Genomic DNA, 25588 nt, shown 5'->3' on the forward strand with positions numbered 1-25588 from the left:
CCCGGCGCGGAAAAATCAGTTGGAAGCCAGGGAATACCCGGCTGCGGTGACGGCCTGGCGGACCGCCGCGTCTGTGGCGGAACCGGCCACGGTAAGGCCGGAACGGCCGCCTGCTACCAGGTCAACGGATGCCGACTCGACGCCGTCAAGGGCGGAGACGGCCTTCTCCACCGTCTGCACGCAGTGCCCGCAGGTGAGGCCCTCGACGCCGAACGTCCGCAGGGAAGGGGTATCGGCGTCGGAAATTACGACGGCGGCCGGCGCCTCCTGTGCGTGGCCGGCGGGGGAGCAGCAGCTGCAGCCGGCGCTGGAGGCCAGGGGAAGCTCGGTGCGGTTCTCAATGTCAAACATGTCAGTTCCATTCCTAGGTGAAGGGCGATTCCTTGCGGGGCAGGTGCTGGGGTTGAACGGCTGTGATGGCGCGGTGTGGGGCACCGGCCGGGACATACCACTTCACTGACAACACCTTGAATATACCCCTAGGGGGTATAAGCGTCAACCCTTTTCTGCCACCACGGAACACCCGCGCCACGGGGAAGGGGCCATTAGTCCTTACCCACAGGGGCCATGCCCGGCCATAATGGGATAAGTGCGGACTGTGCCAACGGCCGGGGACGTGTTGGACGCTACATGGAGGTGGCCCTGTGTCAGAGCTGACCGGCCCTTATACCTATTCGAGCGCGCTGGGGGACAACCAGTGCCTTGCCGGAACGTTCCGTGCCGATCTTGAAACCGGGAAGATCAGCTGGTCTGACGACATGTTCCAGCTGCACGGATACCGGCGGGGCGAGGTGGTGCCCACCCTGGAGCTGCTCTTCTCCCACAAGCATCCGGCGGACAGGCCCCGGTGCGAGGAGATTGTTGCCCAGGTTGTCCGGACCGGCGGCTATTTCTGCATGTACCACCGCATCATCGATGCCCAGGGGCGCACCCGGCGGGTCCTGACGTCCGGTGACGCCATTGAGATGGGCGGCAAGGTCACCGCCTTGGAGGGTGTGATGGTTGACCTCACCTCAACGCTCCAGCGCGAGACCGAGCAGACGGCCCGGGACGCTGTCATCGGTGCCACGTCCACCCGCACTGTCATAGACCAGGCCCGCGGCATCCTCATGGGCCAGCTGGGAATGGGGTCCGAGGACGCGTTCCAGATGCTGGTAAGCACCAGCAGCCACCGGAACGTGAAGCTGGTGGTGGTGGCGGCGGAGCTGGTGCAGCTGGCCAACGCGGCAGGATCGCGCCAGTACCTGGACGCTGCCGTCAAGGCCATCGAGATGGATGGCCGGGGGACTGCCGCGCCGCGGAAGCGGGCTGTCTAGGGCCGGTTAGTGGTGCTCCACCCAGCACGCCAGGATGGTGGTGGATAGCTGGTAGGCAAGCGCATTGCGGCTGATGCCGTCCGGTCCCGTGGCCTCCGGCAGGTCCGAGGCGTCCACGTGCAGGACAAAGTTGTCCTTCTGGAACACTGCCGATCCGTCCGCGGTCTCGTAGGCCGGAAAGCCGAGGTTGGCGAGCCCTTCGATGGGCGCCGCATCCACCGCCAGGGCCTGCATGGCGTCAAAGTAGGTCAACGCCGCGGCCTTGTCCGGCGCTTCCCTGACGGAAATTTCCAGCGCACCCTCGTCCAGGTGGTAGGTGCACGTGAACGTGCTGTCCGCCCAGCTGTCCACCGTGTGCGGCTCCTGCCCAAGGTCCAGGATCTCGGTGAGCCTGTCCATTGGCTGTTCGCCGCACACCATCTTCGCGGCTTCACTGGGCCCGCTGGCGGTGGTGCGCTGGGAAGGGGAGCCCCCGCCGTGGTGCCCCGCGTGGCCGCCCTGCGTTGAGGGGGATGCGGATGCCGGCGCTCCGGCCGCTGGGGCTCCGGCCGCCGGGGAGGAAACGTCCGACGACGGCGCTGGAGCCGCTCCCACAGACCCCGCCGCAGCAGCGCAGCCGGAGAGCAGCAGGGCTGAAACAGCAAGCGAAGCAAGCAGCGGGGTGCGGTGTGTCATGACTCGTCCGTCCTGGCCGCACCCTGTTCGGGTTCGCGGCCGTTTGTTCGGTTCCTGGGGGATTGGGCGTTGGCGGGAAAGGGCTTTGGCGGGTAAGAGGTCAGGCTTTGAGCTTGGCGTAGATGACGTAGTTGTCATCGAAGAGCCCCGTGGCGGGGTCGTAGCCGTCGCAGGTGATCAGCCGGAGTTCGGACCCTGCCGTGTTTCCGTAGACCTCCAGCGTGGGGAAGTCGTTCTTGCTGTAGAGGGCGCCCCGGTCAACCGTGAACACGGCGGTGCTGCCGTCGGTTCGCGAGACGTTGATTTCGGCTCCGGGGGTGAGCTTGCGGAGGTCCGCGAACACTCCGCCGCGGCCGCTGGGAGAGTTGACGTGGCCCAGCATGACGGACGGTCCACGTTCGCCGGGGGTGGGGGAGCCGTTGTACCAGCTGGCCGGAGCGCCGTTGCCGGTGTCCTGCGGTACCTCGAGCGAGCCGTTCTCCCGCAGGCCGAGCTTGAGTAGATCGGTCCGCACGCCGATGGCGGGGATTTCCAGGACCACCGGCTCTGACCGGGGCAGGGCTGCCGGTTCTGGGGCTGCAGTCGCCGGGGTGGATGGGGGCGGTGCCGGAGTGGACGGGGCTGGTGCCGGTACCGCCGGACTGGCCGGAGGCGGGGCGGGGGCCGCGGACGGTGCGCCGGAAGCGGAAGGTGCGGCACCGGCGTCGGGCGGCCCGGAAGCCGCGGCGCCGCAGCCGCTGAGGGCCAGGATGAGCAGAAGCCCGGCCGCCGTGGTGGCCCGAAAGCCCCCGCGGCGGCCGGATTTCATGAGTGTCACAGTGATGGTCCAGCCAGCCCGGGCTTAGGCTTCGGATCCGGCGCTGCGGCGGCGGACAACGTAGGCGCCGCCGGCCAGGGCAACCAGGGCCAGGCCGCCACCAAGGGCCAGGGCGCCGGTGTCAGTGCCGGTTTCCTGGGCAATGCCGGTGTCAGCACCGCCTGCGGGCATCTTCATCTGTCCGGCGGTCAGGGTTCCGCACAATGCGGGGGAGGTGGCCGCCAGCGGAAGCTCGGGAACAAGATCGCTCTTGGCTGCCGCGCCGGCCGGGCTCAACGTTGCCGGGTCAAGGCCGTGGACCACCACCACCGCGGTTCCTGCTTCCAGGGCGGCCTTCGTTTCGGCGTTCAGTTCAAAGGTGCGGTCCACGGTGTAGCTGGCGCCCTGGCCTGCCACCTTGAGGTCAAGCCCGGCTGCAGGGCTGGTGTCGCCGCTGGTGGACAGGGTGGTGACAATGCCGCCGTAACCCGGTGCACCTTCGGTGGTGGACACAACCTGGTCGCCGTCCTTGTCGGCGGACGGTGCCGGGCACACACCCTGGGCGCCGCCGTGGATGTGCTGGACGTGGGGGTAGGGGGCGTCCATGAACGTCGCGGCCAGGCCGGAGACCTTGAGGACGGCGTGGGCCTGGTTGCCCGTGACATCAACGGTGATGGTGCCGGAGGCCGAGCTGCCGTTGATCTGGCCAAGAGTGGACTGGTAGTGGTCGGCCCCGTCGTGGGCCATGGCGGGGGCGCCTGAAAGCGCAAGGGCGCCCAGTGCGAGGGTGGGTACGGCCAGAAGGCGAAGTGTCTTGTTCATCGGAAAGCAGTCTCCTCATACAAGTAACGGTGGTGTCCCAGATGAGGGACACAAGTACTTCGGAGCCACTGCTGTTGCGGATGGGAAGAAAGTGAACTGGAGCACAGGGGCCGGTACCCGCGGCAATAAAACCCGGGCGGGAGCAAGGGCAAAGCACCCCTGTAGGATGGAACGAAGGTGCGCCGGGAAGTCTGGTCGGCATAGTGTTGTAGACCCCAAATGCCAGGAGACTCCATGAACCAGACCACGCCCCCAACACCCCCGTCCAGGCCGGGAAAATCCGCAGTCCTGTCGCGTGGCAGCTACGCCGAGGCACTCCGGATCGGGGAGATCCTCCGCAAGGAAACCGTTGGCGGCGCCCTGCTGGTGGCAGCCGCGGTCATCGCCCTCATCTGGGCCAATTCGCCGGCGTCGGACAGCTATTTCGCCCTGAGGGATCTCAAGGTTGGCTATGAGCCCTGGCACCTTGAACTCAGCCTCGGGGCCTGGGCGGCGGACGGCCTGCTGGCCATCTTCTTCTTCCTGGTCGGCCTGGAACTCAAGCGCGAGTTCGTGGCGGGGGACCTGCGCCAGATCAGCAAGTCGATCGTCCCCGTTGCCGCGGCCGCGGGCGGCGTGGTGGTTCCGGCGCTGATCTACGTCGCCATCAACCTCACCAGCCCCGAAACCCTGCGCGGCTGGGCCATCCCCACGGCCACGGACATCGCGTTCGCGGTGGCAGTCCTGGCCATCATCGGATCCCACCTGCCCAGCGCACTGCGCATCTTCCTGCTGACGCTCGCGGTGGTGGACGATCTCATCGCGATTACCATCATCGCGTTCTTCTATACCAGCGACCTGGACGTCACGCCGCTGCTCCTGGCCCTCATTCCGCTGGCCCTCTACGCCTTCCTGGCGCACAAGTACCGCCACTTCTTCGGCATGAAGGCCTCCGCAGCCTGGTTCATCCTGCTGCCGCTTGGCATGGTTACCTGGGCCCTTGTCCACGCGTCCGGCATCCACGCCACCGTGGCCGGGGTGCTGCTGGGCTTCGCCGTCCCTGTCCTCCGCTCCCAGGCCAACGGCGGGCCAGGGGCAGGGCCCGGCCTGGCGGAAATCTTCGAACACCGCTTCCGGCCCATCTCGGCCGGCGTGGCCGTTCCCATCTTCGCGTTCTTCTCCGCCGGCGTGGCGGTCGGCGGCTTGGAGGGGCTGGGGTCAGCCCTTGCGGATCCGGTAGCGCTGGGCATCATCGTCGGCCTGGTGGTGGGCAAGCCCATCGGCATCCTGGGCGTCACCTGGCTCCTGACCAAGGCCACCCGGGCGGAGCTGGACAAGTCCTTCAAGTGGATCGATATTTTCGGCGTGGCACTCCTGGCCGGGATCGGTTTCACCGTATCCCTCCTGGTGGCCGAGCTCAGCTTCGGCCAGGGCAGCCTGCACGATGACCACGCCAAGGTGGGCATCCTGGCCGCGTCAGTCCTGGCGGCACTGCTGGCCACTGCCGTGCTGAAGACCAGGAACCGGCAGTACCGGGAAGCGGAGGCCCTAGAGAAGGTGGACGCGGACCAGGACGGCATCCCGGACGTGTACCAGGACCGGGCCTGACAGCAGCACCTCACCTCACAGCAACGCGGGGTCATTCCGCGCCCGTCCCAAGACCTCGGGAGGGTGCGGAATGACCCCGCGTTTTGGTGTAGCCGTGGACCGTTTGGCCAGGCCCGGCCAGGGCGCCTAGCGGCGCACCGACCTCCGGCGGCCCACGATGGCCTCGGCTGTTCCCACCAGCAGCACCGCGGCGATGACGGCCACGATGAAGCCCAGGAAATTCAGCTCGAAGATGTCGCCGGTGCCCAGCAGCGAAGCGATCACTCCGCCGATGACCGAGCCGGCCAGGCCCAGCAGGAGAGTGGCCAGCAGGCCCAGGTTCTGCTTGCCCGGCTTGATGAGGCGTGCCAGTGCGCCAATGACCAGCCCGGCAACGATGAATCCAATCACGGTGTGCTCCTTAGTGGTGGTTGCGGGCGGATCACGCCCGTACTGCCGCAGCGGTGCCGCAATGGGTTCATTCTAGGCACGGCCGGCCCGGGTGCCTGAGCGCTGGGAGCCCATAACGCTGGGAGCCCGGCAGGCCGCCGTCGTAGGCGTGCTATTCCTCAGGCCGGGGCCAGTGGCTTGGCCTGCTCCTCAACGTGCCGGATCTCCAGGGCCTCCGGGTCCAGCAGCTTCCGCGTGCCGGTCCTCGCGTCCAGGATCCAAAACAGCTCAAGGGCCGGAACCACGTCCATCACCCGCCCCCGGTGGAAAAGTTTGCCGTTGTGCCATGCCTCAATCTGGTCACCGATCCGAAGCTGGCCGGTGAGAACTCCTTGTGCCTCCATGATGCGCCTCCTGCTGTTGTGTCCCCGTAAGAGACAGCATGCCGTGGCGAGGTTGCTGAATTGTTTCAATGTGGTGTTTTTTCTGTGACCAAGTGCGGCGCGGCTGGGCCGTGCGGTTACACCGTCCCGCGGCGGGTAGGGACTACGTGGACAGAGCACGACGTGAAAGGAACGGAAGCATGCAACGGGACCCCCACACTTCCCTGGCCAAAGACTCCGGACCGATACTTCCACCGGCCGCAGCGCCCGCCCTACTGTTCGGCATGGGGATCGGCGGGTTCGTGGACGGCATCGTGCTGCACCAGCTGCTGCAGTGGCACCACATGCTCAGCCACACAGAAGGCGGCAACACGAAGACCGTGGCCGGCCTGGAGCTGAACACCCTGGCGGACGGCTTGTTCCACAGCGCCATGTGGATCCTGGTGGTTGCAGCGGCTGCGCTCGCCGTCCGCGCCCGGAGGCAGGAAAGGCTTTCCGGGAGCTGGGGTTCCACACGGGACTGGCCCTGGCAGGCTGGGGGATCTTCAACATCATCGAGGGCCTGGTCAACCACCAGCTGCTGCAGATCCACCATGTGCGGGACGATCTTGGTGGCCCTCCCGCCTGGGATCTGGGGTTCCTTGGCGTCAGCGTGCTGCTGGTGGCGGCTGGTTGGCTCCTGTACCGCAAAGGGCTGGGAGCGGGCAGGCGGGCCTGACTGCGCCGGGAAGCGTCTAGGTGTTCGGATTAGGGCCGCGGGCGTCCTGTTCGCCGATGTCTACGGCGCCGGCGGCATTGGAGTCATCAAGCTGGTCCACGTAGGGCGCACGGGGCTGGGGCTTTTCGTCAATGAGTTCGTTCGCAGCCATGGCCAGAAGGTCACGCTGGGCCACAGGCAGGGAGATGAGGCCCTGCGCGTAGGCCTGCACCTCGTACTCTCCGGCCGAGCCGCTCATGCTGAAATACCGCAGCCAGAGTTCCCCCATGCTGATACCGGCTGCGCCAAGGGCATCGTTAAGCTTCCCGCGCTGTTCCGGTTCGTGAGGATCGAAACCCATTATCCATACCCCCCATCATCGCGCTGCGGGCGGCGGCACCTCACCGATCGGCTGCTCGCTCGTCGTGGTCAGGGTCCATCCAGTGGAAGCCGGACGGCGCTGCCCGCTGCATAGTTCATTGCTGGGGGAGGCTGGCGGCCCGGCACCACACCCGCCCGGCTGGCGGAACATCATGCCACGGCCGGGTAGCTGCGGAGGATGTAGTCGGCCGCGGCGGGGCCGGTCATGTGCAGCCGGATATCGTGCAGGTCCACTCCGCAGCGTTGCATTCCTGCGCGGAAAGCCTGGTCGGATTTGGGCTGGAGTCCGTGGAGCTCTGCCCAGCTGACGTACAGGCCGTAAAGGCAGTCAGGCCCCAGGGTCGAATCGGTGGATGGATCAAGAACAGTTGCTTCATCGAGGAACTGCTGAAAGTGCGAGGTTGCCAAGGTAGGCCCATTCCGCTTCTGCATCCTGTGCCGCCGTTTTACTACAGCGGCTGCTCCGCCAGCTGTGCAGAGGGGCCGGGGAGTGGGCAGGGTATGACCCCCGTCACTCTTTCGAATGTACCCGGGCCGCGGCTGGAAGTACAGGGTGGCGGGATCTTGTACTGCGGAAGGCGTGCCCGTACCGTAAAAGAAGTAAGTGTACTTACTAAGCGGGCGGTGGGCAGCGGGCAAAGGACGACGGCGATGGTCAGCTTGGGCAATGACGGCACCGGCAACGCACGCAGCGAGAGCGGCAGCGGGAGGGTACGGACGTTCGGTATCGAGGAGGAACTCCTCCTCGTGGATCCGGGCACGGGTGAGGCGGTGCCCATGGCCCGCGGGCTCCTGGACCTGTACGTCCGTCCGATGGAGTCCAGCAAAGGTCCCGTCCTAACGGCCGAATTCCAGCAGGAAATGATCGAGGTGGTTTCGCCGCCGCATTCCACCCTGGACGCGCTCAAAGCGGACATCGTGGCGGGACGCGCCATCGCGGACAGGGCGGCCCGGGATGTGGGCGTGCGGGCCGCTGCCTTGGGGACGTCGCCGCTGCCCTGCGATCCGCATCCCGTCCAGCTTCGCCGCTTCGCTGCCATGGCGGAAGAGTATGGGCTCACGGCACGGGAACAGCTCACCTGCGGCTGCCACATCCATGTTTCAGTGGAATCGGCAGAAGAGGCGGTGGCCGTCCTGGACCGGATCCGGATCTGGCTGCCGGTGCTGACCGCGCTGAGCGCCAACTCGCCCTTCTGGCATGGCGAGGATACCGGGTATGCCAGCTACCGGTCGCAGGTCTGGAACCGCTGGCCGTCCGCCGGTCCGCTGGAGATCCTCGGTTCGCCCGAGGTCTACCACCAGCTCGTGCATGACATGGTGAGTACCGGCGTCGCACTTGATGAGGGGATGATCTACTTCGACGCCCGGCTCTCCCGGCACTATCCCACCGTGGAATTCCGGGTCCCGGACGTGTGCCTGCGGCCGGAAAACACGGTGCTTCTTGCCGGGCTCGCGCGGGCGCTGGTGGACACGGCCGCCCGGGAATGGCGCGAGGGGATCGAACCGCTGAAGGTGCCTTCAGCGCTACTGCGGCTGGCGGGGTGGAAAGCGGGCCGCTGGGGACTGCGCGGGGAACTCCTCGATCCGTACACGTCGCGCCCGGCCCCGGCGCTCGCCGTCGTCAATTCCCTCCTGATCCACACCCACGAAGCACTGGATGGCAGCGGGGACCTGGCCCCGGTGGAGAAGCTGGTTGATGACCTGCTGCACGCCGGCACCGGCGCAACGCGGCAGCTTGAAGTGCTGCATCGCACCGGCGACCTCAGGGATGTGGTGCAGGACGCCGTCGACTGCACGGTGGGGAACTCCTGAACTGTCCGCCGCACCGGGGCGGCAGCGCGCTCCGCTGTGGGCGTACGGGCACGAGCCGGCGGGTCCTGTACCGATAAGATGGAATGCATTATGGATGACCCTCCTTCACATATGCCCAAGCCCCTCCGCCTTCTGACCGGTTCGCCGGCCACCACGGGAGAGGGGCGCCTGAATGTATGAATGGATCATGCTCGGTATCGGCCTCGTCCTGACGGTCGGTACCGGTTTCTTTGTTGCTTCCGAGTTCGCGCTGGTCAATCTGGACCGCAATGACCTCGAAGCCCGCCAGGAGCGCGGCGAAAAGCGCCTCAAGCCCACGATCAAAGCACTGAAGATCACCTCGACGCACCTCTCGAGTGCGCAGCTGGGCATCACCCTGACCACGCTGCTCACGGGTTACACATTCGAGCCTGCGATCAGCTCCCTCCTGCGTGCCCCTTTGCTGTCGACTGGCCTTCCCGAGGCTGTTGTCCCCGGAATTGGTGCGGTTGTCGGCATCTTCATCGCCACTGTCTTTTCGATGGTGATCGGCGAGCTGGTGCCCAAGAACTTCGCGCTGGCGCTGCCCCTGGCCACGGCCAAGTTCGTGGTCCCGTTCCAGGCCCTCTTCACCGCCGTGTTCAAGCCCGTGATCCTGCTGTTCAACAACACCGCCAACAAGATCATCCGGTCCTTCGGCATTGAGCCGAAGGAAGAACTCTCCGGTGCCCGCAGCGCCGAGGAACTCAGCTCCCTGGTACGCCGGTCAGCCCTTGAGGGCCTCCTGGACGCCGACCATGCGGTTCTGCTGCACCGGACCCTCCGGTTCTCGGAGCACTCCGCCGCGGACGTCATGACTCCCCGCGTGCGGATGACGGCAGTCAACGCCGATGACACAGCCGAAGAGATCGTGGCGCTGGCAACCACCACTGGTTACTCCCGCTTTCCCGTCATTGGGGAGGACCGCGACGACGTGCAGGGCGTGCTCCACGTGAAGCAGGCCTTCGCCGTGGACCTGGCCGACCGCTCACGGGTACTCGCCTCGGAGCTGATGATTGAGCCGCTGCGGGTGCCTGAGTCCATGGGTGTGGATACGCTCCTGGTCCTGCTGCGGAAGCAGGGCCTGCAGGTGGCCATCGTCTCCGATGAGCACGGCGGCACCGCCGGCATCGTGACGCTGGAGGATCTGGTGGAGGAGATCGTCGGCGAGCTTGAAGACGAACACGACCGCGCGCGCACCGGCGTGGTCCGGACCGGGCGGTCCATCACTTTTGACGCGTCCTTGCGGCCCGACGAACTGCTGGACCGGACGGGCATCACCGTGCCCGACGGCGAGGAGTACGACACCCTGGCCGGCTTTGTCACGGACCAGCTGGACCGTATCCCCGAGCTGGGAGATGAAGTAGGGATCGACGGCGGCACGCTCCGGGTGGAGCGCGTCCTGGGTACGCACGTGGAGCGGATCCGGTTCACCCCCGACGCCTCGGAGGACGCGCCGAAGAGTGCCCATGACCGCATTATCGATGGCCTGACGCAGGAGCTGACCCATGAGTGAATACCTTCCCGGCATCATCTGGCTGGTGGTGCTCCTGGTGGTCAACGCCTTCTTCGTCGGTGCCGAATTTGCCGTTATTTCGGCGCGCCGCTCCCAGATCGAGCCCAAAGCGGAGGCCGGCAGCAAGGCGGCCAAGACCACCCTGTGGGCCATGGAGCACGCCACGCTGATGCTGGCCACCAGCCAGCTGGGCATCACCGTCTGTTCCCTGGTGATCCTGAACGTCTCCGAACCTGCCATCCACCACCTGCTGGAAATCCCGCTCGGCCTGACGTCCCTTTCCTACGAGGCAATCAGCATCATTGCCTTCATTACGGCGCTGCTGCTGGTCACCTTCCTGCACGTGGTGCTGGGGGAGATGGTCCCCAAGAACATCTCCTTCTCCGTTCCCACCCGGGCGGCCCTCATCCTGGCCCCGCCGCTGGTGATGGTTTCCCGCGTGGTCAGGCCGGTGATCTGGACGCTGAACGGGATCGCGAACTCCATCCTGCGGCTCTTCAAGGTGGAACCCAAGGACGAGGCCACCAGTGCCTACACCCTGGATGAGGTGGCCAACATCGTGGAGCAGTCCACCCGCGACGGCATGCTGACGGACACTACCGGAACCCTGAGCGCCGCGTTCGAGTTCACTGCCAAGACCGTGGCTGACGTTGAGGTGCCTATCTCCGAAATGGTGCTCCTGCCTGAGTCCGCTACGCCGGCTGACATCCAGCGCGCCGTGGCCGGGCACGGATACTCCCGGTACATCCTCACCAATGACGACGGCGAGCCCTCCGGATACCTGCACCTCAAGGACGTTATGGACCTGACCACGCAGGAGAAGTTCACACAGCGGGTGCCGGCCAAGCGGATCCGCCGCCTCGCCTCCGCCTACAGCGGCAGCGAGCTTGAGGACGCTCTGGCAACGATGCGCCGCACCGGGGCCCACGTCGCCAGGGTGTTCGATGCGCACGGCAACACCACCGGTGTCCTGTTTTTGGAGGACATCATCGAGGAACTGGTGGGCGAGGTCCAGGACGCCACCAGCGCCTGACCCGCCGTACTCCAGCCACTGCACCATAAAGCCACGGCACTACGGCACCCCTGCACCACAAGCCAGGAAGGCGCCGCCCCTACACGGGGCGGCGCCTTCCGCCGTTCACGGCCCGGGCGTGACGTGGTGGAACGACGGGCACGGGCATAAGATGAGTGCATATACGTGCACCTATGCACTCAAGGAGTTGGCTGGATGATCACGGTTCTGCGGAACGTAACGTACCGGAGGCTTTTCGCTGCCCAGGTTGTGGCGCTGATCGGCACGGGCCTGCTGACGGTGGCCCTGGGGCTGCTGGCCTACGATCTCGCCGGCAGCAACGCCGGCGCGGTGCTCGGAACAGCACTGACCATCAAGATGCTTGCCTATGTGGGCCTGGCGCCGGTGATCAATGCCCTGGTGGCCCGCTGGCCGAAAAAGCCGGTCCTGATCGGCGCCGACCTGGTGCGCGCTGCGATGGCCCTGTCCCTGCCGTTCATCACCGAAGCCTGGCAGATCTACGTGGTGATCTTCCTGCTGCAGTCCGCCTCCGCCACGTTCACCCCGGCGTTCCAGTCGCTGATCCCCACCATCCTCACGGACGAGCGGGACTATACGCGGGCGTTGTCCCTGTCCCGGCTGGCCTATGACATGGAGGCGCTGGCCAGCCCGGCGCTGGCCGCGCTGCTGCTGACCGTCATGAGCTACAACAATGTGTTCCTTGGCACCGTGGCCGGGTTCCTGTTCTCGGCCTTTATGGTGGCTGTCTCCGTCCTGCCGGCGGCCGGCGCCGCGGCTGAGGCGCCGCAGTCCTCGCTCTGGCACCGGACCACGCTGGGCGCCAGGATCTTCTGGCGGAACCGGCGCCTCCGGTCGCTGCTGGCACTGAACCTGGTGGTGGCGGCGCCCACCGCCCTGGTGCTGGTGAACACCGTGGTTTATGTCCGCGATGTCCTGCTGCGGCCGGATACAGACCTTGCCGTAGCACTGGCCTGCTTCGGCGTGGGATCCATGGCCGTGGCCCTGTCCGCCCCGCGGGTGCTGGAACGCCTGGGTGACCGGACGGTGATGCTCACCGGAGCCGCCGTCGTTCCCTTTGCCATGGCGGGCGCCGCCTCCATGACGTGGGCCGCGCCAGGCACCGGATGGTGGCTGCTGCTTCTCCTGTGGTTCCTGCTGGGCGCGGCGAACTCCACGATCCTCACGCCGTCGTCGAGGCTGCTGCGGGAAGCCTCCACCGAGGACACCCGGCCATACGTTTTCACGGCCCAGTTCTCGCTCTCGCACGCCTGCTACATCGTGGCGTATCCGCTGGCGGGCTGGGTGGGAGCCGCGGCCGGTTTGGGCTGGGCTGCAGCGGGGCTGACAATTGTTGCGATGATAGGCAGTGCAGGAGCATTCCTGTCCTGGCCCCGGCATGAGGCCGCAGGAGCCATGGGCCGCGCAGGGGAGGAACAGAAAAGTGACCAGCCAGCCCCGCAGCGAAGCCGTCCCCGCCGCTGACGTCCCGTCCCTGGTCCACCAGGTAACACCGGGACCTGAGTTGCTGGAGGCGGCGTCCGGAACCTTGCGGATGCTGGCCGAGCCCACGCGCCTGCACCTGCTCTGGCAACTGGCGCAGGGCCCCAAAACCGTGACGGAGCTGACGGCCGCCGTGGGCGTGCCGCGGACGGTGGCAAGCCAGCACCTGGCCAAACTGCGGCTCAGCGGGCTGGTGGACACCCGCAAGGAGGGTCGCCACGTGATCTACTCCCTGCATGACGGACATTTGGTGCGGCTGATCCGGGAAACCATCAACCACGCGGACCACCGCATAACGGGCGAACCCAGCCACGGCTAGGGCTTTCGGGGAGGCTCGTGCCGCAGCTCACCGCCAAAATGATCAGCACACTTAGTGATTTGTGGTTACGATGGGAAGGTAAGCCGCTGGCGGTAAGCCGGCGGGAGCCGACCGTAGGGAGCAACACCATGGGTTTGGACGACAAGATTGGTAACGCAGCCGAGAAGCTTGGCGGCAAGGGTAAGGAAGCCGCAGGAGAAGCAACCGGCGACGATCGCCTGAAGGCCGAAGGCCAGAGCGACCAGGCCAAGGGCGACCTCAAGCAGGCCGGCGAAAAGGTCAAGGACGCTTTCAAGCAGGACTGACTTCCGGTCCACATACACAGGGTGCGGTTCCACTGGAGCCGCACCCTTTTGTGTTGCCACATGCCGCCACGGGAATTTCGCGCCCTTCCATCCGTGAAGGCAAAAGTAATACTCATGTGATCTGCGCAACAGGAATAGGAAGCTAGGCTGATAAAAAGCCCCCTAACGGGAAGTGGTGATGGCCACGCTAGGTTCGGTTGCGCATGGAGCTCTTCGCTGCCACAAAGTGCCGCGGAGTGTTTTCGTGTGGCTGCTCCTGGTCCTGCTCATTGCCGGAGCGGCCTCCTACACCGCTGGCACCCGGTATGCCCTGGTTCCCGGCTATGGCCCGGTGCAGTCAGCTGACGGACAGGCCGCCGGGGGAGCCCCGCCGCAGGCGGAGGCAGTAGCCAGTCAGGCAGAACCTGCAGCATCCGCCCCGCACTCCGTCCGCGTCATCCACGAGGCCGGCCCGTCCGCAGAGCCCGCGGGGCTGGAGAGGGAAGGCGAGCGGAGCAAGGCCCCCCGCGGCGAACCGGTGCCCGTGCGCACCGGAGCCGTGGACCCGCCGTCGCTCATCCAGCGGCTGCCCGGGGGCACCCTGCATTCCACTCATGTTCCGGCAGAGCCTGAACTGCCGGCGCTCACGGTAGTGGACCTTTCCATCAGCAGGACGTAAGAGCGGTCCGCCGTTCCACGCCATCAAGACCTGCTGAAAAGACCTGGAAAGAGACACTAATGACCTATGTACAGTCCATGCTCGACGCCTATCCCAAGGACGTGGCGGGCATCGACAAAGCCAAACTCGTGGAATGCATCCAGGCGTGTTTCGACTGCGCCCAGACGTGCACCGCGTGTGCCGATGCATGCCTGAACGAGGATATGGTGGCCGAGCTTACCAAGTGCATCCGCACCAACCTCGACTGCGTAGACATCTGCGCCGCTACCGGAAAGATCCTCTCCCGTCACGGCAACTACAACGCAGGCATCACCCGGGCAGTGCTGGAAGCATGCCGCACCGCCTGCCAGGCCTGCGCCGAGGAGTGCGGCCAGCACGCCTCCATGCACCGGCACTGTGAGGTGTGTGCCGAGGCCTGCCGCCGCTGTGAGCAGGCCTGCGCCGACCTCCTCGCTTCGCTGGACTAGGCGGGGGTGGCAGCTATGGCACCTTCACAGATTCCGCCGGCGGTTCGCCGCCCCGGCCGCAGGGGGCCGGCCCGTGCCAGGCGCGCGGAAGACCCGCAGCTGCGGCGGATGCTGGCCACGCACATCCACTGCGGCGAGCCCATGCGCCTGGTCAGCGCAGGGCAGGTTCCGCCGGCGGGGGCGCGGCAGGAAAATTACGACGGCGGCCCGCTCACCTACCGGTGCGCCTGCGGGTTCAGCTTCGATCACAGGGACGGCTGACCACGATCCCTCCAGGGGCCGGGCTGTCCTTGGCGCTTATTGGGGGCGCCGAGGGCAGCCCGGCCAGGGGTGCGCCCGCCGGAGGCCGTGGTCAGCTCCGGCCGCCGAGCCTTTCGATGAGTTCGTCGGCCTGGGCCAGGTTGCGGGCCATTTTGGCGCGCTCAGCCACGGCCTTCTCCAGGTACGCTGCGAGTTTGGCCTGCCTGCCCCCAGCGGCCCCCGCGTCCTGCTGCGAGAAGAGCTCCAGGATGTCCGCCATTTCCTCCAGCGAGAACCCGAGCGGCTTCATCTGCTTGATCACCATGAGGCGTTCAAAGTCGTCCTCTGAGTAGACCCGGAAGCCGCCGTCGGTGCGGGCCGTGGCTGGAAGCAGCCCCACGTCGTCGTAATGGCGGATGGTGCGCAGGGACAACCCTGTCCGCTCCGCCAACTCGCCGATATGCATGGTGGAAGTTCCGGTTCGTGCTGTCATGCGTGGGCCTCCGTAATGTCCGCATGCAACTCTACCATCACGTTAGGGTAGAGTTGTTCCGGTTGGTGAGCCGCCTCAGCGGGCTCCCGGCATCCCGGCGCGAGGCTGCGCCCCTTCATTCTTCGAAAGAGCGAGGGCGCCCAGCTGCGTCCTCCTGACCATGAACGGAGCCAGCAATGGCCGCCAACACCGCCGGGGAAACCCCCGCCTACACTCCGGAACAGCTTCAGTCCGTCCGGGAAACCCTCAAGTCGCCCAGACGGCTCAAGACCGAGGTCCTTGCGGGACTGGTTGTTGCCCTGGCCCTGATCCCGGAAGCGATCGCCTTCTCGATCATCGCCGGCGTGGATCCGCGGCTGGGCCTGTTCGCCTCCTTCACCATGGCAGTCACCATCGCCTTCGTGGGCGGCCGGCCGGCCATGATTTCCGCCGCCACCGGGGCGGTCGCCCTGGTGATCGCGCCGCTGGTGAAGTCCCACGGCGTGGACTACTTCATTGCCGCCGTCATCCTGGGCGGTATCTTCCAGGTCATCCTGGGCCTGTCCGGGGTGGCAAAACTGATGCGCTTCATCCCGCGCTCGGTGATGGTGGGCTTCGTGAACGCCCTGGCCATCCTGATCTTCATGTCCCAGGTTCCCGAGCTGCTCGGCGTCCCGTGGCTCGTGTACCCGCTGGCGGCGCTGGCCCTGGTGATCGTGTTCGGACTGCCGAAGCTGACCAATGCGGTGCCCGCCCCGCTGGTGGCCATCGTGGTCCTCACTCTCATCACAGTCCTGGCATCCATCGCCGTCCCCACTGTGGGTGACAAGGGCGAGCTGCCGGAATCCCTGCCGTCGCTGTTCATTCCCAACGTTCCGTTTACCCTTCAGACCCTGCAGGTCATCTTCCCCTTCGGCCTGGCCGTGGCGTTCGTCGGGCTCCTGGAGTCCCTCATGACCGCCAAGCTCGTGGATGACATCACCGATACGCGCTCCCACAAGAGCCGTGAGGCCTGGGGCCAGGGCGTTGCCAACATCGTCACCGGCTTTACCGGCGGGATGGGCGGCTGCGCCATGATCGGCCAGACCATGATCAACGTCAAAGCCTCCGGCGCCCGCACCCGGATCTCCACCTTCCTGGCCGGCGTCTTCCTGCTGATCCTGGTGGTGGCGCTCGGAGGCGTGGTCTCGGTCATCCCCATGGCCGCCCTGGTTGCGGTGATGATCTTCGTTTCCTGGGCCACGTTCGACTGGCACAGCATCCACCCGCGCACGCTGAAGATGATGCCCAAGAGCGAAACCCTGGTGATGGTGGCCACCGTCATCGTCACGGTGGCCACGCACAACCTGGCCATCGGCGTCGGCGTCGGCGTGCTGGTGGCGATGGTGATGTTCGCCCGCCGGGTGGCCCACTTCGTCACCGTCGAGCGGACGGTCACCAGTGTGGAAGGCCACGAAACCGCCACCTACACGGTGAACGGCGAGCTGTTCTTCGCCTCGTCCAACGATCTCTACACGCAGTTCGAATACGCGCTGGACCCTGAGCATGTGGTCATCGACATGCATGCCTCCCACCTCTGGGACGCCTCCACCATCGCAGCCCTGGACGCCATCACCGAGAAGTACCGGCACCACGGCAAGGATGTGAAGATGATCGGCCTGAACGACGCCAGCACCACTATGCGCCAGCGGCTCGGCGGGAAGCTCGGCGCCGGGCACTAGCAAGCTGAAACGGCCTTCGGCGGAACGGTTCAGGGGCGGGTGCTGAACCGTTCGGCCAAATTTTTGGGGCCCTGGACAATGATCTGGTCGTCGTCGTACAGCACGGTCTGGGCGGTGGTGTGCTGCCAGGTGCCGCCGGGCCTTTTGACCGCCACGATGGTGATCCCGTACTTGTCCCTCAGGCCCAGCACTCCGAGCGGCCGGTCCCGGGCGTCGGACGGCGGCTGGGTCCGGACCATCACAAAGTCGTCCTCGAACTCCACGTAGTCCAGGATGGCCCCGCGGACCAGGTGCGCCACGCGCCGTCCCATGTCGTGCTCGGGCCGGATAACGTGCTGCACCCCCAGCTGGGCCAGGATTTCCGCGTGGGGTTCGCTGATGGCCTTCGCCCAGATTTCCGGGTGCTTGAAAGTGAGCAGCCGGGAGGTGGTGAGGATGCTCGCCTCCAGGTCGGAGCCGATGCCCACCACGGCCCGGTCGAACTCATGGACGGACAACTGCCGCAGCACTTCCTCCTTGGTGGAGTCGGCACGGACCACGTGGGCCAGCCGCCCGTTGTAGGACTGCACAATTTCTTCGCTGCTGTCGATGCCCAGCACCTCGGTGCCCTGCGCTTCGAGTTCCAGGGCCAGGGAGCCGCCGAACCGACCCAGGCCAATAACAGCCACGGAATCGGGGTGCGCGGCGCGTTCGCCCCTGCGGGTGAAGATGTCCTTAGCCAATGAGGGGCCTTTCCTTCGGGTTTTCGTACAGTATGGGGCGCTTCCGCAGGGCCAGCGCCGTGCCGAGCGTGACAGGGCCAAGCCGGCCGATGAACATGAGCAGGATCAGCACCACCTGCCCCGCCGGAGGCATCGCTGCCGTGATGCCGGTGGACAGGCCCACCGTGGCAAACGCGGACACCACCTCGAAGAGGATGCGTTCCTGGCCGAAGTCGGTGATGAGCATCAGGAACATGGTGGACGCCGTCACCAGGGCGATGGCCAGAAGCACCACGGTGATGGCCTGGCGGTGCACGGCCCGGGAGAGGCGCTTGCCGAAGATGTTCATGGCGGTATCCCCCCGGAGTTCCGTGGCCAGGATGAAGAACAGCACGGCGAAGGTGGTGATTTTCAGTCCGCCCGCGGTGCCGGCCGGGCCGCCGCCGATGAACATCAGTATGTCCATGCCCAGCCAGGAAACGGGGTGCATCTGGGCGATGTCAACGCTGTTGAACCCGGCGGTGCGGGTGATCACGGACTGGAAGAACCCGCCCAGGATGCGGTCCTCAGGGGGAAGGGATCCCAGCGTGGCGGGATTGGTCCACTCGGCGGCCGTGAGGAACACGGTCCCGCCGGCCAGGAGCACGGCGCTGCCTGCCAGGACGATTTTGGTGTGCATGCTCCAGTAGACGGGCCGGCGGTACTGGCGGCGCAGCTCGAACAGGACCGGAAAGCCCAGGCTGCCGATGATCACGGCCCCCGCGATGGGCAGGCACACCCAGGGATCGCCCACAAACCCCATCAGGCTGTCCGAGTACAGCGCAAACCCGGCGTTGTTGAAGGCGGACACGGAGTGGAACACCCCGTGCCACAGGGCCTCGCCGGGCGTGTAGCCGTAGCCCAGCAGGAAGCGGAGCATCAGCACCAGCGCCAGGACGGTCTCCACAATGACGGTGATCACCAGGACGCCAATCAGGACGCGGCGCACATCGCCGAACCCGGTGCTTTTGGTCTCCGTGGCGGCCAGCATCCGTGAACGCAGTCCCAGCCGCCGGGCGGTCAGCACGCCCAGGAGCGCACCGAAGGACATCACGCCGAACCCGCCGATCTGGATCAGCACCAGGATGACCGCGTGCCCGAAGCCTGTCCAGAACACCGGGGTGTCCACGGTGATGAGTCCGGTGACGCACACGGAGGATGTTGCGGTGAACAGCGCTTCCAGCAGTGTCGCCGGCCGTGGGCCTGTGGTTGCGGCCGGCAGCATCAGGAGCGCTGTCCCCGCGGCGATGGCAAGAACGAAGCCCAGGACGATCAGCTGCGCCGGGTGCCGGGGAACCAGCTTCCCGGCAACCCGCCGTAGGGTGGACACCTGCTGCCCCTGGAGTTCCGCGAGTGAGCGTCTGTACCCGGCCAGGACGGCCCTCGGTTTTTTCCTCCGGCGCTGGGGGTGGGGGCTTCGCTGGTAAGCCTTCAGGTGCATAGGCGCCACGGTACCACCGCAGCACGGCGGCGCCCGCCAGATGAAACGGACCTCACATACTCCGCGGTCAGGCGCGCGGTCCTGCCCAGTTGGTCAGGGCGGGCTGCCCTCCCAGGCCGGGACACGCCGTCGTCCGCGGCGCGTCACCGCAGGCCCAGCAGCGGACCGGCCGGCGCGTGTTGGAGGTGGGGTGCGTGCAGGCTCGGGCTGCGTGCGGTCCTGCCCAGTTCGTCAGGGGGCCATGCCGGGACACGCCGTCGTGCGCGGCGTGCCGCCAGGGTGCCCCGGGAAGCAACCGGGCGGGAACGCACGACGGCGGCGCGTCACCGCAGGCCCAGCAGGGGGACCGGCCGGCGTGGGTCGGCGGTGGGGTGGGTGCAGGCTCGGGCTGCGTGCGGTCCTGCCCAGTTGGTCAGGGGGCCATGCCGGGACACGCCGTCGTGCGCGGCGTGCCGCCAGGGTGCCCCGGGAAGTAACCGGGCGGGAACGCACGACGGCGGCGCGTCACCGCAGGCCCAGCAGGGGGACCGGCCGGCGTGGGTCGGCGGTGGGGTGGGTGCAGGCCCGGACTGCGTGCGGTCCTGCCCAGTTCGTCAGGGGGCAATGCCCACCTATGCCGGGACACGCCGTCGTCCGCGGCGTGCCGCCAGGGTGCCCCTGGAAGCAACCGGGCGGGAACGCACGACGGCGGCGCGTCACCGCAGGCCCAGTAGCGGACCGGCCGGCGTGGTTGGCCGTGGGGGGGGGGTGCAGGCCCGGGCTGCCGTGCGGTCCTGCCCAGTTGGTCAGGGGGCCATGCCCTCCTAGACGGGACACGCCGTCGTGCGCGGCGCGCCGCCAGGGTGCCCCGGGAAGCAACCGGGCAGGAACGCGCACCGGCGGCGCCTCACCTTGGGCGGGCAGCGCCGGAGCGGGTCAGGCCCGGGTTCTGCGCTTCAACCAGCCCCAGACGGCGGTGGCCGCGAACAGCACCAGGCCGATCAGGGCCAGCCACAGCAGCCCCTCGATAACGAAGCCCAGGATGGACAGAACGAGCCAGATAATAAGCAGTGTGATGATGAGTCCCATCCCGGAAGCGTAGCCGTGATCGATGGTGGCAGGACATATTGACACGGCCCACCCGCGGGCGCACTCTGATAGCGCTGGGTGCCAGTGGCTGGCGGCCGCGGCCCACCGCGGGCCCGCCAACCGAAACCCGGAGATGTCTGGGCGCTCCGGATGCACAGTTCCCACACCCTTTCCTGTCAGGAGAAGGAAATGACCGTAAACGCCCTGGAAGCCAAATCATTCGACCAGCCCGATGAGAAGCGCCGCCCGCCCAAGACCCAGGTGGATGTGGTGACCCTCGGTGACACAACGCTCGGCAGGTTCACCTTTGAGCCGGGCTGGCGGTGGTCCGAAACCGTCAAGACCGTGGTCCACACGGACACGTGCCAGGTGAATCACGTGGGAATCTGCGCCGCCGGAACGCTAACCGTGCAGATGGAAGATGGGTCGCAGGCCACGGTCAGCCCCGGCCACGCGTACACCATCCCGGCCGGCCATGACGCGTGGGTTGAGGGCGATGAGGCGTTCGTTGGCTACGAGGTCATGAGCGCAGCCACCTTCGCCAAACCTGCCTGATGCCGGGCGGCTGTGCGCGCCCCTGGTAGAAAGGCTTCCGGGGCTCGGGATATCGCGGATCCCGGGCCTCGGAACAAGTCCCGGCGCTGGTTGCGCCGGCTCGGCATCACCGCGCTGGTAATTGTTGGGCTGCTGCTGGTGTCGACGGCGGTCAACGCGGCCATGGAGCGGGCGGAGAAATCGGCTGTCCCTGCCTACGGCGAACGGGTCCCGGTGGGCGGCGGCGTCCTCAACGTGTACCGGAGCGGGGGAGAGGGGCAGCCGATCGTCCTCCTCAGCGGTCTGGGCACCCCGGCTCCGGGTCTCGACTTCGCGCCGCTGGTCCGCGAGCTGGGCGGCTTTGACGTCCTGGTGGTGGAGGGCCTGGGATACGGCTACAGCGACATGGACGGGCCTCCGCGGAGCAACGAAAACATCAGTACCGAACTGCACGACGTCCTGGCCAGGCTGCAGGTCAGGCAACCGTATGTCCTGGCGGGGCACTCCATCGCCGGCTTCTACATGCTGGACTACGCCAACCGGTACCGGGCGGAAGTGTCCGCGGTGGTTGGCATCGACGCGACCATCCCCAAACCCGGGGACGGGCAGGTGCCGGAACCGGAGCCGGGCTTCAGCGTGGAACGGGCCCTGGCCTTCACCGGGATGGTGCGCGCCGTGACCTTTGTGGCCCCCGGCTTGCTCGATCCAGACAGCGACGCGTACACCGATGATGAACTCCACCGCATGCGCCTGATGATGAGCTGGAACTTCGGCAACCCGGCCGTCGCGGACGAAACGGCCCGGATAGCCAACAACGCCGCTGCGCTCAGGGACGTAACCTATCCCGATGACCTGCCGGTCCTCGCCTTCATAGCCGATGAAAGCGACGACTCCACTGCCACCAAGCTGTCATCCGCGGAGAACCTGCTGGCGAACGTGGACCGCCACGAGATTGTGCCACTGCAGGGCCATCATTACCTGCACTGGACCCAGTCCCGGCGGATGGCGGAGGAGATCAGGACGTTCCTGGGGAGCGGCGGCGGGTGACCGGCACGGCATGCTCCGACATTGGTGCATCCTCGCGCTGAGTTTCGAATTTCCACGACAGTTCGTATGTTCCATCCCGTCAAGGCACTCGATGCCTTGACGGGATGGGTCACCCGAGGACAGCGCTGAGGGGTACGTACTTCAAGTTGGACGTAGTTCCGCCTGAGTTGGCTTCGTCGTGGACCACCAGGAGCCCTTGTTCGAACCCAGGCCCCGCGTTTCTCGTGGTGACATCGAGCCCGTCCGTTCCTGTAACGGAGTCGATGGTCCCATTGGAGCCGACTCTGAATTTCTTCACGAAGGGGTTATTATCGGCTCGATCGTAGACCACAATCGTTGAATCTCCCTGACTGGAAACAAACAGCCTTCCGGTACCGTTCGCCCCATAAGAGATGCTCATGCCCTCTATCTCAGCCACGAGGCGGCCACTGCCCGCCGTGTCGACGGACACCCTGTTGGAGCCGGCGCTCGGCTCGGCTCCGTACTTCCACACGGCCACGGTCTCCTGTCCAACGTAGAGGTGGCCAAGTTCGTCGTCAGCGACGCAGCTTTCCGCGATGCTGCTCATCGGCAACGTTCTGACCAGCACAGCGTCGACCAATCCTGCGCCGTTGTCTACTAACTCGAACTGCTGGACGGAGCCGGCTTGTTGGGGTGTCACGAAGGCATAGAACTTGCCGCTGGCCCTGCTGTGATACAGGCAAAATCCGATGTTTGGGGAAACAGTCGGGATGCTGCGCGCGGTAACCGGTGTCAGGGTTCGGGTTGTAGCACTGAACGAATATAGGACGAGAGTATCGTTCGTTCGATTGTTCGCCCCGACCAGAATTATCGGCTGTCCCGATAAGACGAAACCACTTCTCAGGTCAACGTTGCCGAGCATCCCATCCTGGCGGAACTGTATTAGCTTGCCGTCCATGCCAAACACCCCGATACCGCCCGCGGACACCGACTTGTTGTCGGCAATCACCACGCTATTTGCGGGAGTTGCTGGGTCCGCCCAGATGACAGCGTCGTCTGAGATGTCTCCTGAACCCGAAAAGCCGACGTTCTCCACTACCGGTAGAACTGTTGAGATGCTCGGTGTGGGCGTTGCTGTTGACGTGGGTGTGGACCCGGGTCCGGCGGTGGTGAAGCTGAAGGGGGCAGATTTGTATTCGACGCCGCCGACGAAGGCGCCCACGGAGAAGGTGTATGCGGTTGCGGGTTGGAGGTTCCTGACTGTTTCGCTGGCGCTGGTGTCGTCCTCGCCTGCGATGGCGGCGCCGTTGATGTAGTGGCGGTAGTTTGTGGCGTTTGGCACGGGGTCCCAGAGGAATCTGGCGGTGTGCTCAAGGTCCGTGGTGTACGCAGGATCAATGCGGATGTTCTGCGGGGCGCTGCCCGGCGCTGTCGTCGTTGGCGTGGGGGTTGCGGTGGACGTGGGTGTTGGAGTCGGCGTCGGTGTGGTCGATGCCCCTGCGGTGGTGAAGCTGAAGGGGGCAGATTTGTATTCGACGCCGCCGACGAAGGCTCCCACGGAGAAGGTGTAGGCGGTTGCGGGTTGGAGGTTCCTGACTGTTTCGCTGGCGCTGGTGTCGTCCTCGCCTGCGATGGCGGCGCCGTTGATGTAGTGGCGGTAGTTTGTGGCGTTTGGCACGGGGTCCCAGAGGAATCTGGCGGTGTGCTCAAGGTCCGTGGTGTACGCAGGATCAATGCGGATGTTCTGCGGGGCGCTGCCCGGCGCTGTCGTCGTTGGCGTGGGGGTTGCGGTGGACGTGGGTGTTGGAGTCGGCGTCGGTGTGGTCGATGCCCCTGCGGTGGTGAAGCTGAAGGGGGCAGATTTGTATTCGACGCCGCCGACGAAGGCTCCCACGGAGAAGGTGTAGGCGGTTGCGGGTTGGAGGTTCCTGACTGTTTCGCTGGCGCTGGTGTCGTCCTCACCTGCGATGGCGGCGCCGTTGATGTAGTGGCGGTAGTTTGTCGCGTTTGGCACGGGGTCCCAGAGGAATCTGGCGGTGTGCTCAAGGTCCGTGGTGTACGCAGGATCAATGCGGATGTTCTGCGGGGCGCTGCCCGGCGCTGTCGATGTCGGAGTTGGGGTTGGCGTTGGGGTGGACGGTGAATCGTAGGTGATGACCAGTTGGGGCCGCTTCGCACCTTCGCGGGAGTCCAGGCTTCCCTGCACGCCAGCAGTTGTATCGATCCCCACATTGAAGTTTCCAGAGCCCGTGACGGCAGTTGTGGGCAATGCGGCACTAGCATATTGCCTGGCACGCAGCAGACCCGATCTAGCAAGCTCAGTCGTTTGCCAGTCCAAATGAGATTTCGCTGTGACAGTCGTCTCGCTCCACGAATCACTGGCCGGGTGCACGATCAAGCTCCCGCTCACCGAGGTGTTTGAGTAAAGCCTCAGGGTGATGTTGGTGACGGTGCTGCCGGACGGGAGCGAGACATTGAACCGCAGCAAGGCACGGTAGGTGGTGTCTGAGACGGCCAAGGTTTTCGCTCGTCCAAAGTTGCTGTTGGGCGACGCGGTCGAAAGGTAGGTGTCCGCCGCCGCATTCAGCGTGACTGTCGTGGGGGCGGCCACAGCCGTCGACCCAAACACGTTAATCAAAGTGAAAGCGCCCACAGCCGCCAGTGCGACTGTTGCTGCAGCGAGAATACGGAACAGGCGGAGCATGGCGGTTCCTATTCGAGCCTCGATAGTCGAGGCCAACGTCTAGGGGACCGGCCGGTCCAGCTCCAGCCGTCAGAAGCGGCAATCTATCGACGAAAAGCGAAACCGGCGGCAGTTGTGTGTGACGACGACCGCTGAATTCGGGGACGTAATGGCAGGCACTTACTGTTTGGCCCGATTTAACGTAACCAGCATCCCGGCATGGCAAATTGGTTTTTTAGTATGCTCCGGCTCCAGGGGAGGGGTCAATGACGCAATTCCCCCTAATTTTGCCCAGACTACCTAACGGACCGTCGGGAATTCTTGGAATTGGCCGCCACGCAGCGAGCGAACCCACCCGCGGCAGCCCGCCGTCGTCCCCTTACCCCGCGGGATACTGCGAGGTGCGGAGGAAGCGGGCCAGGTGCGCGGCGTTCCGGGCTGCACCGGCGGTAGCGGAGGCAACCTTCTCCGGCACGGCCTTCAGGTCTTTGTAGTCCACGGTCTGCATGGCCTCGCCCACCCAGTACGTGGCGCCCTGGGCTGGAAGGGTGAAGCCGACGTCGTTCAGCCCCTGCTGCGTATCCGCCACGGTCTTGTGGGCGCCGTCCTCATTGCCCACCACCGCCACGATCGCCACCTTCCCGTACATGATGGGCCGGCCTTCGTTGTCCGTTTCGGCGAGGTCCGCATCGAGCCGCTCCATCACCCGCTGGGTGATGCTGCTCGGATGCCCCATCCAGATTGGCGTGGCGAGCACAAGGATGTCCGCCGCCAGGATCTTGTCCCGGATGCCCGGCCAGGCGTCGCCGTCGCCCATGTCCACCTGGACACCGGGCATCACGTTGTGGTCCACCACCCGAAGTGACGTCCCGCTGACGCCGTGGGCGGCCAGCTCGTCCAGCACGTGGCGGGCCATGAGCTCGCTGCTGGACGCTGCCGGGGAGGGGGTCAGGGAACAAATCAGGGCAAGTGCGCTGAGGTCAGCCATTGTTTCGTCCTTTGCTTTGGTCTGCGGTGAGTGCCACCG

Annotated in this window: 29 protein-coding genes and 1 pseudogene; 16 read left to right on the plus strand and 14 right to left on the minus strand. The window is 66.0% G+C overall.

Features of this window, described 5'->3' with window-relative positions; all coding sequences use genetic code 11:
• Nucleotides 1-15 precede the first annotated feature (15 nt).
• Nucleotides 16-351 carry a heavy-metal-associated domain-containing protein gene (locus tag WHH00_RS03415; RefSeq protein WP_406636544.1) on the minus strand — a complete coding sequence of 112 codons (336 nt, stop codon included), beginning with the start codon at nucleotides 349-351 and terminating at the stop codon, nucleotides 16-18.
• A gap of 293 nt (nucleotides 352-644) precedes the next feature.
• Between WHH00_RS03415 and WHH00_RS03420 the strand changes: the two genes are divergently transcribed.
• On the plus strand, nucleotides 645-1316 hold the full coding sequence (locus WHH00_RS03420) for a PAS and ANTAR domain-containing protein (protein WP_406636546.1): 672 nt from the start codon (nucleotides 645-647) through the stop codon (nucleotides 1314-1316).
• A gap of 6 nt (nucleotides 1317-1322) precedes the next feature.
• Here the strand turns inward: WHH00_RS03420 and WHH00_RS03425 are convergent, their stop codons facing one another.
• From WHH00_RS03425 to WHH00_RS03435, 3 genes are all read right to left on the minus strand, one after another.
• Nucleotides 1323-1991 carry a hypothetical protein gene (locus WHH00_RS03425; RefSeq protein ID WP_406636548.1) on the minus strand — a complete coding sequence of 223 codons (669 nt, stop codon included), beginning with the start codon at nucleotides 1989-1991 and terminating at the stop codon, nucleotides 1323-1325.
• Between the two features lie 100 nt (nucleotides 1992-2091).
• Nucleotides 2092-2799: a sortase domain-bontaining protein gene (locus WHH00_RS03430; RefSeq protein WP_406638480.1), complete on the minus strand. Its 708-nt coding sequence runs from the start codon at nucleotides 2797-2799 to the stop codon at nucleotides 2092-2094.
• A gap of 33 nt (nucleotides 2800-2832) precedes the next feature.
• Nucleotides 2833-3609, minus strand: coding sequence for a hypothetical protein (locus WHH00_RS03435; protein WP_406636550.1), 777 nt, complete (start codon nucleotides 3607-3609; stop codon nucleotides 2833-2835).
• 234 nt (nucleotides 3610-3843) lie between these two features.
• On the opposite strand from WHH00_RS03435, the gene nhaA reads away from it, so the two are divergent.
• A complete protein-coding gene (nhaA, locus tag WHH00_RS03440; RefSeq protein ID WP_406636552.1) occupies nucleotides 3844-5196 on the plus strand; it encodes a Na+/H+ antiporter NhaA in 1353 nt (450 codons plus the stop codon).
• 126 nt (nucleotides 5197-5322) lie between these two features.
• Here the strand turns inward: nhaA and WHH00_RS03445 are convergent, their stop codons facing one another.
• Both WHH00_RS03445 and WHH00_RS03450 read right to left on the minus strand, forming a co-directional pair.
• Nucleotides 5323-5586, minus strand: a complete 264-nt coding sequence (locus WHH00_RS03445; RefSeq protein WP_406636554.1) for a GlsB/YeaQ/YmgE family stress response membrane protein — start codon at nucleotides 5584-5586, stop codon at nucleotides 5323-5325.
• Between the two features lie 158 nt (nucleotides 5587-5744).
• Nucleotides 5745-5969, minus strand: coding sequence for a hypothetical protein (locus tag WHH00_RS03450; RefSeq protein ID WP_066278530.1), 225 nt, complete (start codon nucleotides 5967-5969; stop codon nucleotides 5745-5747).
• A 263-nt stretch (nucleotides 5970-6232) separates the two neighbouring features.
• On the opposite strand from WHH00_RS03450, the pseudogene WHH00_RS03455 reads away from it, so the two are divergent.
• Together WHH00_RS03455 and WHH00_RS03460 are read left to right on the plus strand one after the other, a co-directional pair.
• Nucleotides 6233-6382, plus strand: a pseudogene (locus tag WHH00_RS03455) (DUF2243 domain-containing protein); the annotation flags it as partial.
• A complete protein-coding gene (locus tag WHH00_RS03460; protein WP_406636556.1) occupies nucleotides 6382-6666 on the plus strand; it encodes a DUF2243 domain-containing protein in 285 nt (94 codons plus the stop codon). The pseudogene WHH00_RS03455 and the gene WHH00_RS03460, both read left to right, overlap by 1 nt.
• Before the next feature lie 16 nt (nucleotides 6667-6682).
• On the opposite strand, the gene WHH00_RS03465 is transcribed toward WHH00_RS03460, so the two are convergent.
• Both WHH00_RS03465 and WHH00_RS03470 read right to left on the minus strand, forming a co-directional pair.
• Entirely contained in the window at nucleotides 6683-7006 is a 324-nt protein-coding gene (locus tag WHH00_RS03465) for a hypothetical protein (protein WP_406636558.1), read from the minus strand.
• Nucleotides 7007-7176: 170 nt separating this feature from the next.
• Nucleotides 7177-7434 carry a hypothetical protein gene (locus WHH00_RS03470; protein WP_406636560.1) on the minus strand — a complete coding sequence of 86 codons (258 nt, stop codon included), beginning with the start codon at nucleotides 7432-7434 and terminating at the stop codon, nucleotides 7177-7179.
• A gap of 243 nt (nucleotides 7435-7677) precedes the next feature.
• Here WHH00_RS03470 and WHH00_RS03475 point away from each other — a divergent pair, with 243 nt between their 5' ends.
• From WHH00_RS03475 to WHH00_RS03515, 9 genes are all read left to right on the plus strand, one after another.
• Nucleotides 7678-8838 (plus strand): glutamate--cysteine ligase, encoded by a 1161-nt coding sequence (locus WHH00_RS03475; RefSeq protein WP_406636562.1) that lies wholly within the window; start codon nucleotides 7678-7680, stop codon nucleotides 8836-8838.
• Between the two features lie 172 nt (nucleotides 8839-9010).
• On the plus strand, nucleotides 9011-10372 hold the full coding sequence (locus WHH00_RS03480) for a hemolysin family protein (RefSeq protein WP_406636564.1): 1362 nt from the start codon (nucleotides 9011-9013) through the stop codon (nucleotides 10370-10372).
• The gene (locus WHH00_RS03485; protein WP_231456972.1) at nucleotides 10365-11405 is read left to right on the plus strand and encodes a hemolysin family protein; all 1041 of its coding nucleotides are present in this window, start codon (nucleotides 10365-10367) and stop codon (nucleotides 11403-11405) included. The genes WHH00_RS03480 and WHH00_RS03485 overlap by 8 nt, the downstream gene beginning before the upstream one ends.
• Before the next feature lie 195 nt (nucleotides 11406-11600).
• Entirely contained in the window at nucleotides 11601-12887 is a 1287-nt protein-coding gene (locus WHH00_RS03490; RefSeq protein WP_406636566.1) for an MFS transporter, read from the plus strand.
• Nucleotides 12847-13224: an ArsR/SmtB family transcription factor gene (locus WHH00_RS03495; protein ID WP_406636568.1), complete on the plus strand. Its 378-nt coding sequence runs from the start codon at nucleotides 12847-12849 to the stop codon at nucleotides 13222-13224. Before WHH00_RS03490 ends, WHH00_RS03495 begins: the two co-directional genes overlap by 41 nt.
• 128 nt (nucleotides 13225-13352) lie before the next feature.
• Nucleotides 13353-13529, plus strand: a complete 177-nt coding sequence (locus WHH00_RS03500) for a CsbD family protein (protein WP_406638482.1) — start codon at nucleotides 13353-13355, stop codon at nucleotides 13527-13529.
• Between the two features lie 244 nt (nucleotides 13530-13773).
• A complete protein-coding gene (locus WHH00_RS03505) occupies nucleotides 13774-14187 on the plus strand; it encodes a hypothetical protein (RefSeq protein WP_406636570.1) in 414 nt (137 codons plus the stop codon).
• Between the two features lie 59 nt (nucleotides 14188-14246).
• On the plus strand, nucleotides 14247-14654 hold the full coding sequence (locus tag WHH00_RS03510; protein WP_406636572.1) for a four-helix bundle copper-binding protein: 408 nt from the start codon (nucleotides 14247-14249) through the stop codon (nucleotides 14652-14654).
• 15 nt (nucleotides 14655-14669) lie between these two features.
• Nucleotides 14670-14915, plus strand: a complete 246-nt coding sequence (locus WHH00_RS03515) for a hypothetical protein (RefSeq protein ID WP_231457902.1) — start codon at nucleotides 14670-14672, stop codon at nucleotides 14913-14915.
• A gap of 91 nt (nucleotides 14916-15006) precedes the next feature.
• Here WHH00_RS03515 and WHH00_RS03520 read toward each other — a convergent pair whose 3' ends face one another.
• Nucleotides 15007-15387, minus strand: a complete 381-nt coding sequence (locus WHH00_RS03520; protein WP_406636574.1) for a MerR family transcriptional regulator — start codon at nucleotides 15385-15387, stop codon at nucleotides 15007-15009.
• A gap of 176 nt (nucleotides 15388-15563) precedes the next feature.
• Here WHH00_RS03520 and WHH00_RS03525 point away from each other — a divergent pair, with 176 nt between their 5' ends.
• Nucleotides 15564-17087 (plus strand): SulP family inorganic anion transporter, encoded by a 1524-nt coding sequence (locus WHH00_RS03525; protein ID WP_406636576.1) that lies wholly within the window; start codon nucleotides 15564-15566, stop codon nucleotides 17085-17087.
• A 29-nt stretch (nucleotides 17088-17116) separates the two neighbouring features.
• Here WHH00_RS03525 and WHH00_RS03530 read toward each other — a convergent pair whose 3' ends face one another.
• The 3 genes from WHH00_RS03530 to WHH00_RS03540 all read right to left on the minus strand — a co-directional run bounded on the left by WHH00_RS03530 (nucleotide 17117) and on the right by WHH00_RS03540 (nucleotide 20336).
• Complete coding sequence (locus tag WHH00_RS03530; RefSeq protein WP_231457899.1) at nucleotides 17117-17809, minus strand: TrkA family potassium uptake protein; 693 nt, start codon at nucleotides 17807-17809, stop codon at nucleotides 17117-17119.
• A complete protein-coding gene (locus tag WHH00_RS03535) occupies nucleotides 17802-19157 on the minus strand; it encodes a TrkH family potassium uptake protein (RefSeq protein WP_406636578.1) in 1356 nt (451 codons plus the stop codon). Before WHH00_RS03535 ends, WHH00_RS03530 begins: the two co-directional genes overlap by 8 nt.
• 1026 nt (nucleotides 19158-20183) lie before the next feature.
• Nucleotides 20184-20336 carry an LPXTG cell wall anchor domain-containing protein gene (locus WHH00_RS03540; protein ID WP_188727030.1) on the minus strand — a complete coding sequence of 51 codons (153 nt, stop codon included), beginning with the start codon at nucleotides 20334-20336 and terminating at the stop codon, nucleotides 20184-20186.
• Between the two features lie 189 nt (nucleotides 20337-20525).
• On the opposite strand from WHH00_RS03540, the gene WHH00_RS03545 reads away from it, so the two are divergent.
• Both WHH00_RS03545 and WHH00_RS03550 read left to right on the plus strand, forming a co-directional pair.
• Nucleotides 20526-20891: a cupin domain-containing protein gene (locus tag WHH00_RS03545; RefSeq protein WP_363940343.1), complete on the plus strand. Its 366-nt coding sequence runs from the start codon at nucleotides 20526-20528 to the stop codon at nucleotides 20889-20891.
• Nucleotides 20892-20981: 90 nt separating this feature from the next.
• Nucleotides 20982-21917, plus strand: a complete 936-nt coding sequence (locus WHH00_RS03550) for an alpha/beta fold hydrolase (RefSeq protein ID WP_406636581.1) — start codon at nucleotides 20982-20984, stop codon at nucleotides 21915-21917.
• A 109-nt stretch (nucleotides 21918-22026) separates the two neighbouring features.
• Here WHH00_RS03550 and WHH00_RS03555 read toward each other — a convergent pair whose 3' ends face one another.
• Together WHH00_RS03555 and WHH00_RS03560 are read right to left on the minus strand one after the other, a co-directional pair.
• Nucleotides 22027-24582, minus strand: coding sequence for a phytase (locus WHH00_RS03555; protein WP_406636583.1), 2556 nt, complete (start codon nucleotides 24580-24582; stop codon nucleotides 22027-22029).
• Between the two features lie 358 nt (nucleotides 24583-24940).
• Nucleotides 24941-25549, minus strand: a complete 609-nt coding sequence (locus WHH00_RS03560) for a flavodoxin family protein (protein ID WP_406636585.1) — start codon at nucleotides 25547-25549, stop codon at nucleotides 24941-24943.
• Between the last annotated feature and the right edge of the window lie 39 nt (nucleotides 25550-25588).

Source organism: Pseudarthrobacter quantipunctorum, from assembly GCF_045291495.1.
Lineage (GTDB): Bacteria > Actinomycetota > Actinomycetes > Actinomycetales > Micrococcaceae > Arthrobacter > Arthrobacter quantipunctorum.

Bases quoted from the DNA above. Each gene is read 5' to 3' on its own strand.
- WHH00_RS03415 (WP_406636544.1), bottom strand. From the start codon at position 351: ATGTTTGACATTGAGAACCGCACCGAGCTTCCCCTGGCCTCCAGCGCC.
- WHH00_RS03425 (WP_406636548.1), bottom strand. From the start codon at position 1,991: ATGACACACCGCACCCCGCTGCTTGCTTCGCTTGCTGTTTCAGCCCTG.
- WHH00_RS03430 (WP_406638480.1), bottom strand. From the start codon at position 2,799: ATGAAATCCGGCCGCCGCGGGGGCTTTCGGGCCACCACGGCGGCCGGG.
- WHH00_RS03435 (WP_406636550.1), bottom strand. From the start codon at position 3,609: ATGAACAAGACACTTCGCCTTCTGGCCGTACCCACCCTCGCACTGGGC.
- nhaA (WP_406636552.1), top strand. From the start codon at position 3,844: ATGAACCAGACCACGCCCCCAACACCCCCGTCCAGGCCGGGAAAATCC.
- WHH00_RS03450 (WP_066278530.1), bottom strand. From the start codon at position 5,969: ATGGAGGCACAAGGAGTTCTCACCGGCCAGCTTCGGATCGGTGACCAG.
- WHH00_RS03465 (WP_406636558.1), bottom strand. From the start codon at position 7,006: ATGGGTTTCGATCCTCACGAACCGGAACAGCGCGGGAAGCTTAACGAT.
- WHH00_RS03475 (WP_406636562.1), top strand. From the start codon at position 7,678: ATGGTCAGCTTGGGCAATGACGGCACCGGCAACGCACGCAGCGAGAGC.
- WHH00_RS03480 (WP_406636564.1), top strand. From the start codon at position 9,011: ATGTATGAATGGATCATGCTCGGTATCGGCCTCGTCCTGACGGTCGGT.
- WHH00_RS03485 (WP_231456972.1), top strand. From the start codon at position 10,365: ATGAGTGAATACCTTCCCGGCATCATCTGGCTGGTGGTGCTCCTGGTG.
- WHH00_RS03490 (WP_406636566.1), top strand. From the start codon at position 11,601: ATGATCACGGTTCTGCGGAACGTAACGTACCGGAGGCTTTTCGCTGCC.
- WHH00_RS03500 (WP_406638482.1), top strand. From the start codon at position 13,353: ATGGGTTTGGACGACAAGATTGGTAACGCAGCCGAGAAGCTTGGCGGC.
- WHH00_RS03510 (WP_406636572.1), top strand. From the start codon at position 14,247: ATGACCTATGTACAGTCCATGCTCGACGCCTATCCCAAGGACGTGGCG.
- WHH00_RS03515 (WP_231457902.1), top strand. From the start codon at position 14,670: ATGGCACCTTCACAGATTCCGCCGGCGGTTCGCCGCCCCGGCCGCAGG.
- WHH00_RS03520 (WP_406636574.1), bottom strand. From the start codon at position 15,387: ATGACAGCACGAACCGGAACTTCCACCATGCATATCGGCGAGTTGGCG.
- WHH00_RS03525 (WP_406636576.1), top strand. From the start codon at position 15,564: ATGGCCGCCAACACCGCCGGGGAAACCCCCGCCTACACTCCGGAACAG.
- WHH00_RS03540 (WP_188727030.1), bottom strand. From the start codon at position 20,336: ATGGGACTCATCATCACACTGCTTATTATCTGGCTCGTTCTGTCCATC.
- WHH00_RS03545 (WP_363940343.1), top strand. From the start codon at position 20,526: ATGACCGTAAACGCCCTGGAAGCCAAATCATTCGACCAGCCCGATGAG.
- WHH00_RS03555 (WP_406636583.1), bottom strand. From the start codon at position 24,582: ATGCTCCGCCTGTTCCGTATTCTCGCTGCAGCAACAGTCGCACTGGCG.
- WHH00_RS03560 (WP_406636585.1), bottom strand. From the start codon at position 25,549: ATGGCTGACCTCAGCGCACTTGCCCTGATTTGTTCCCTGACCCCCTCC.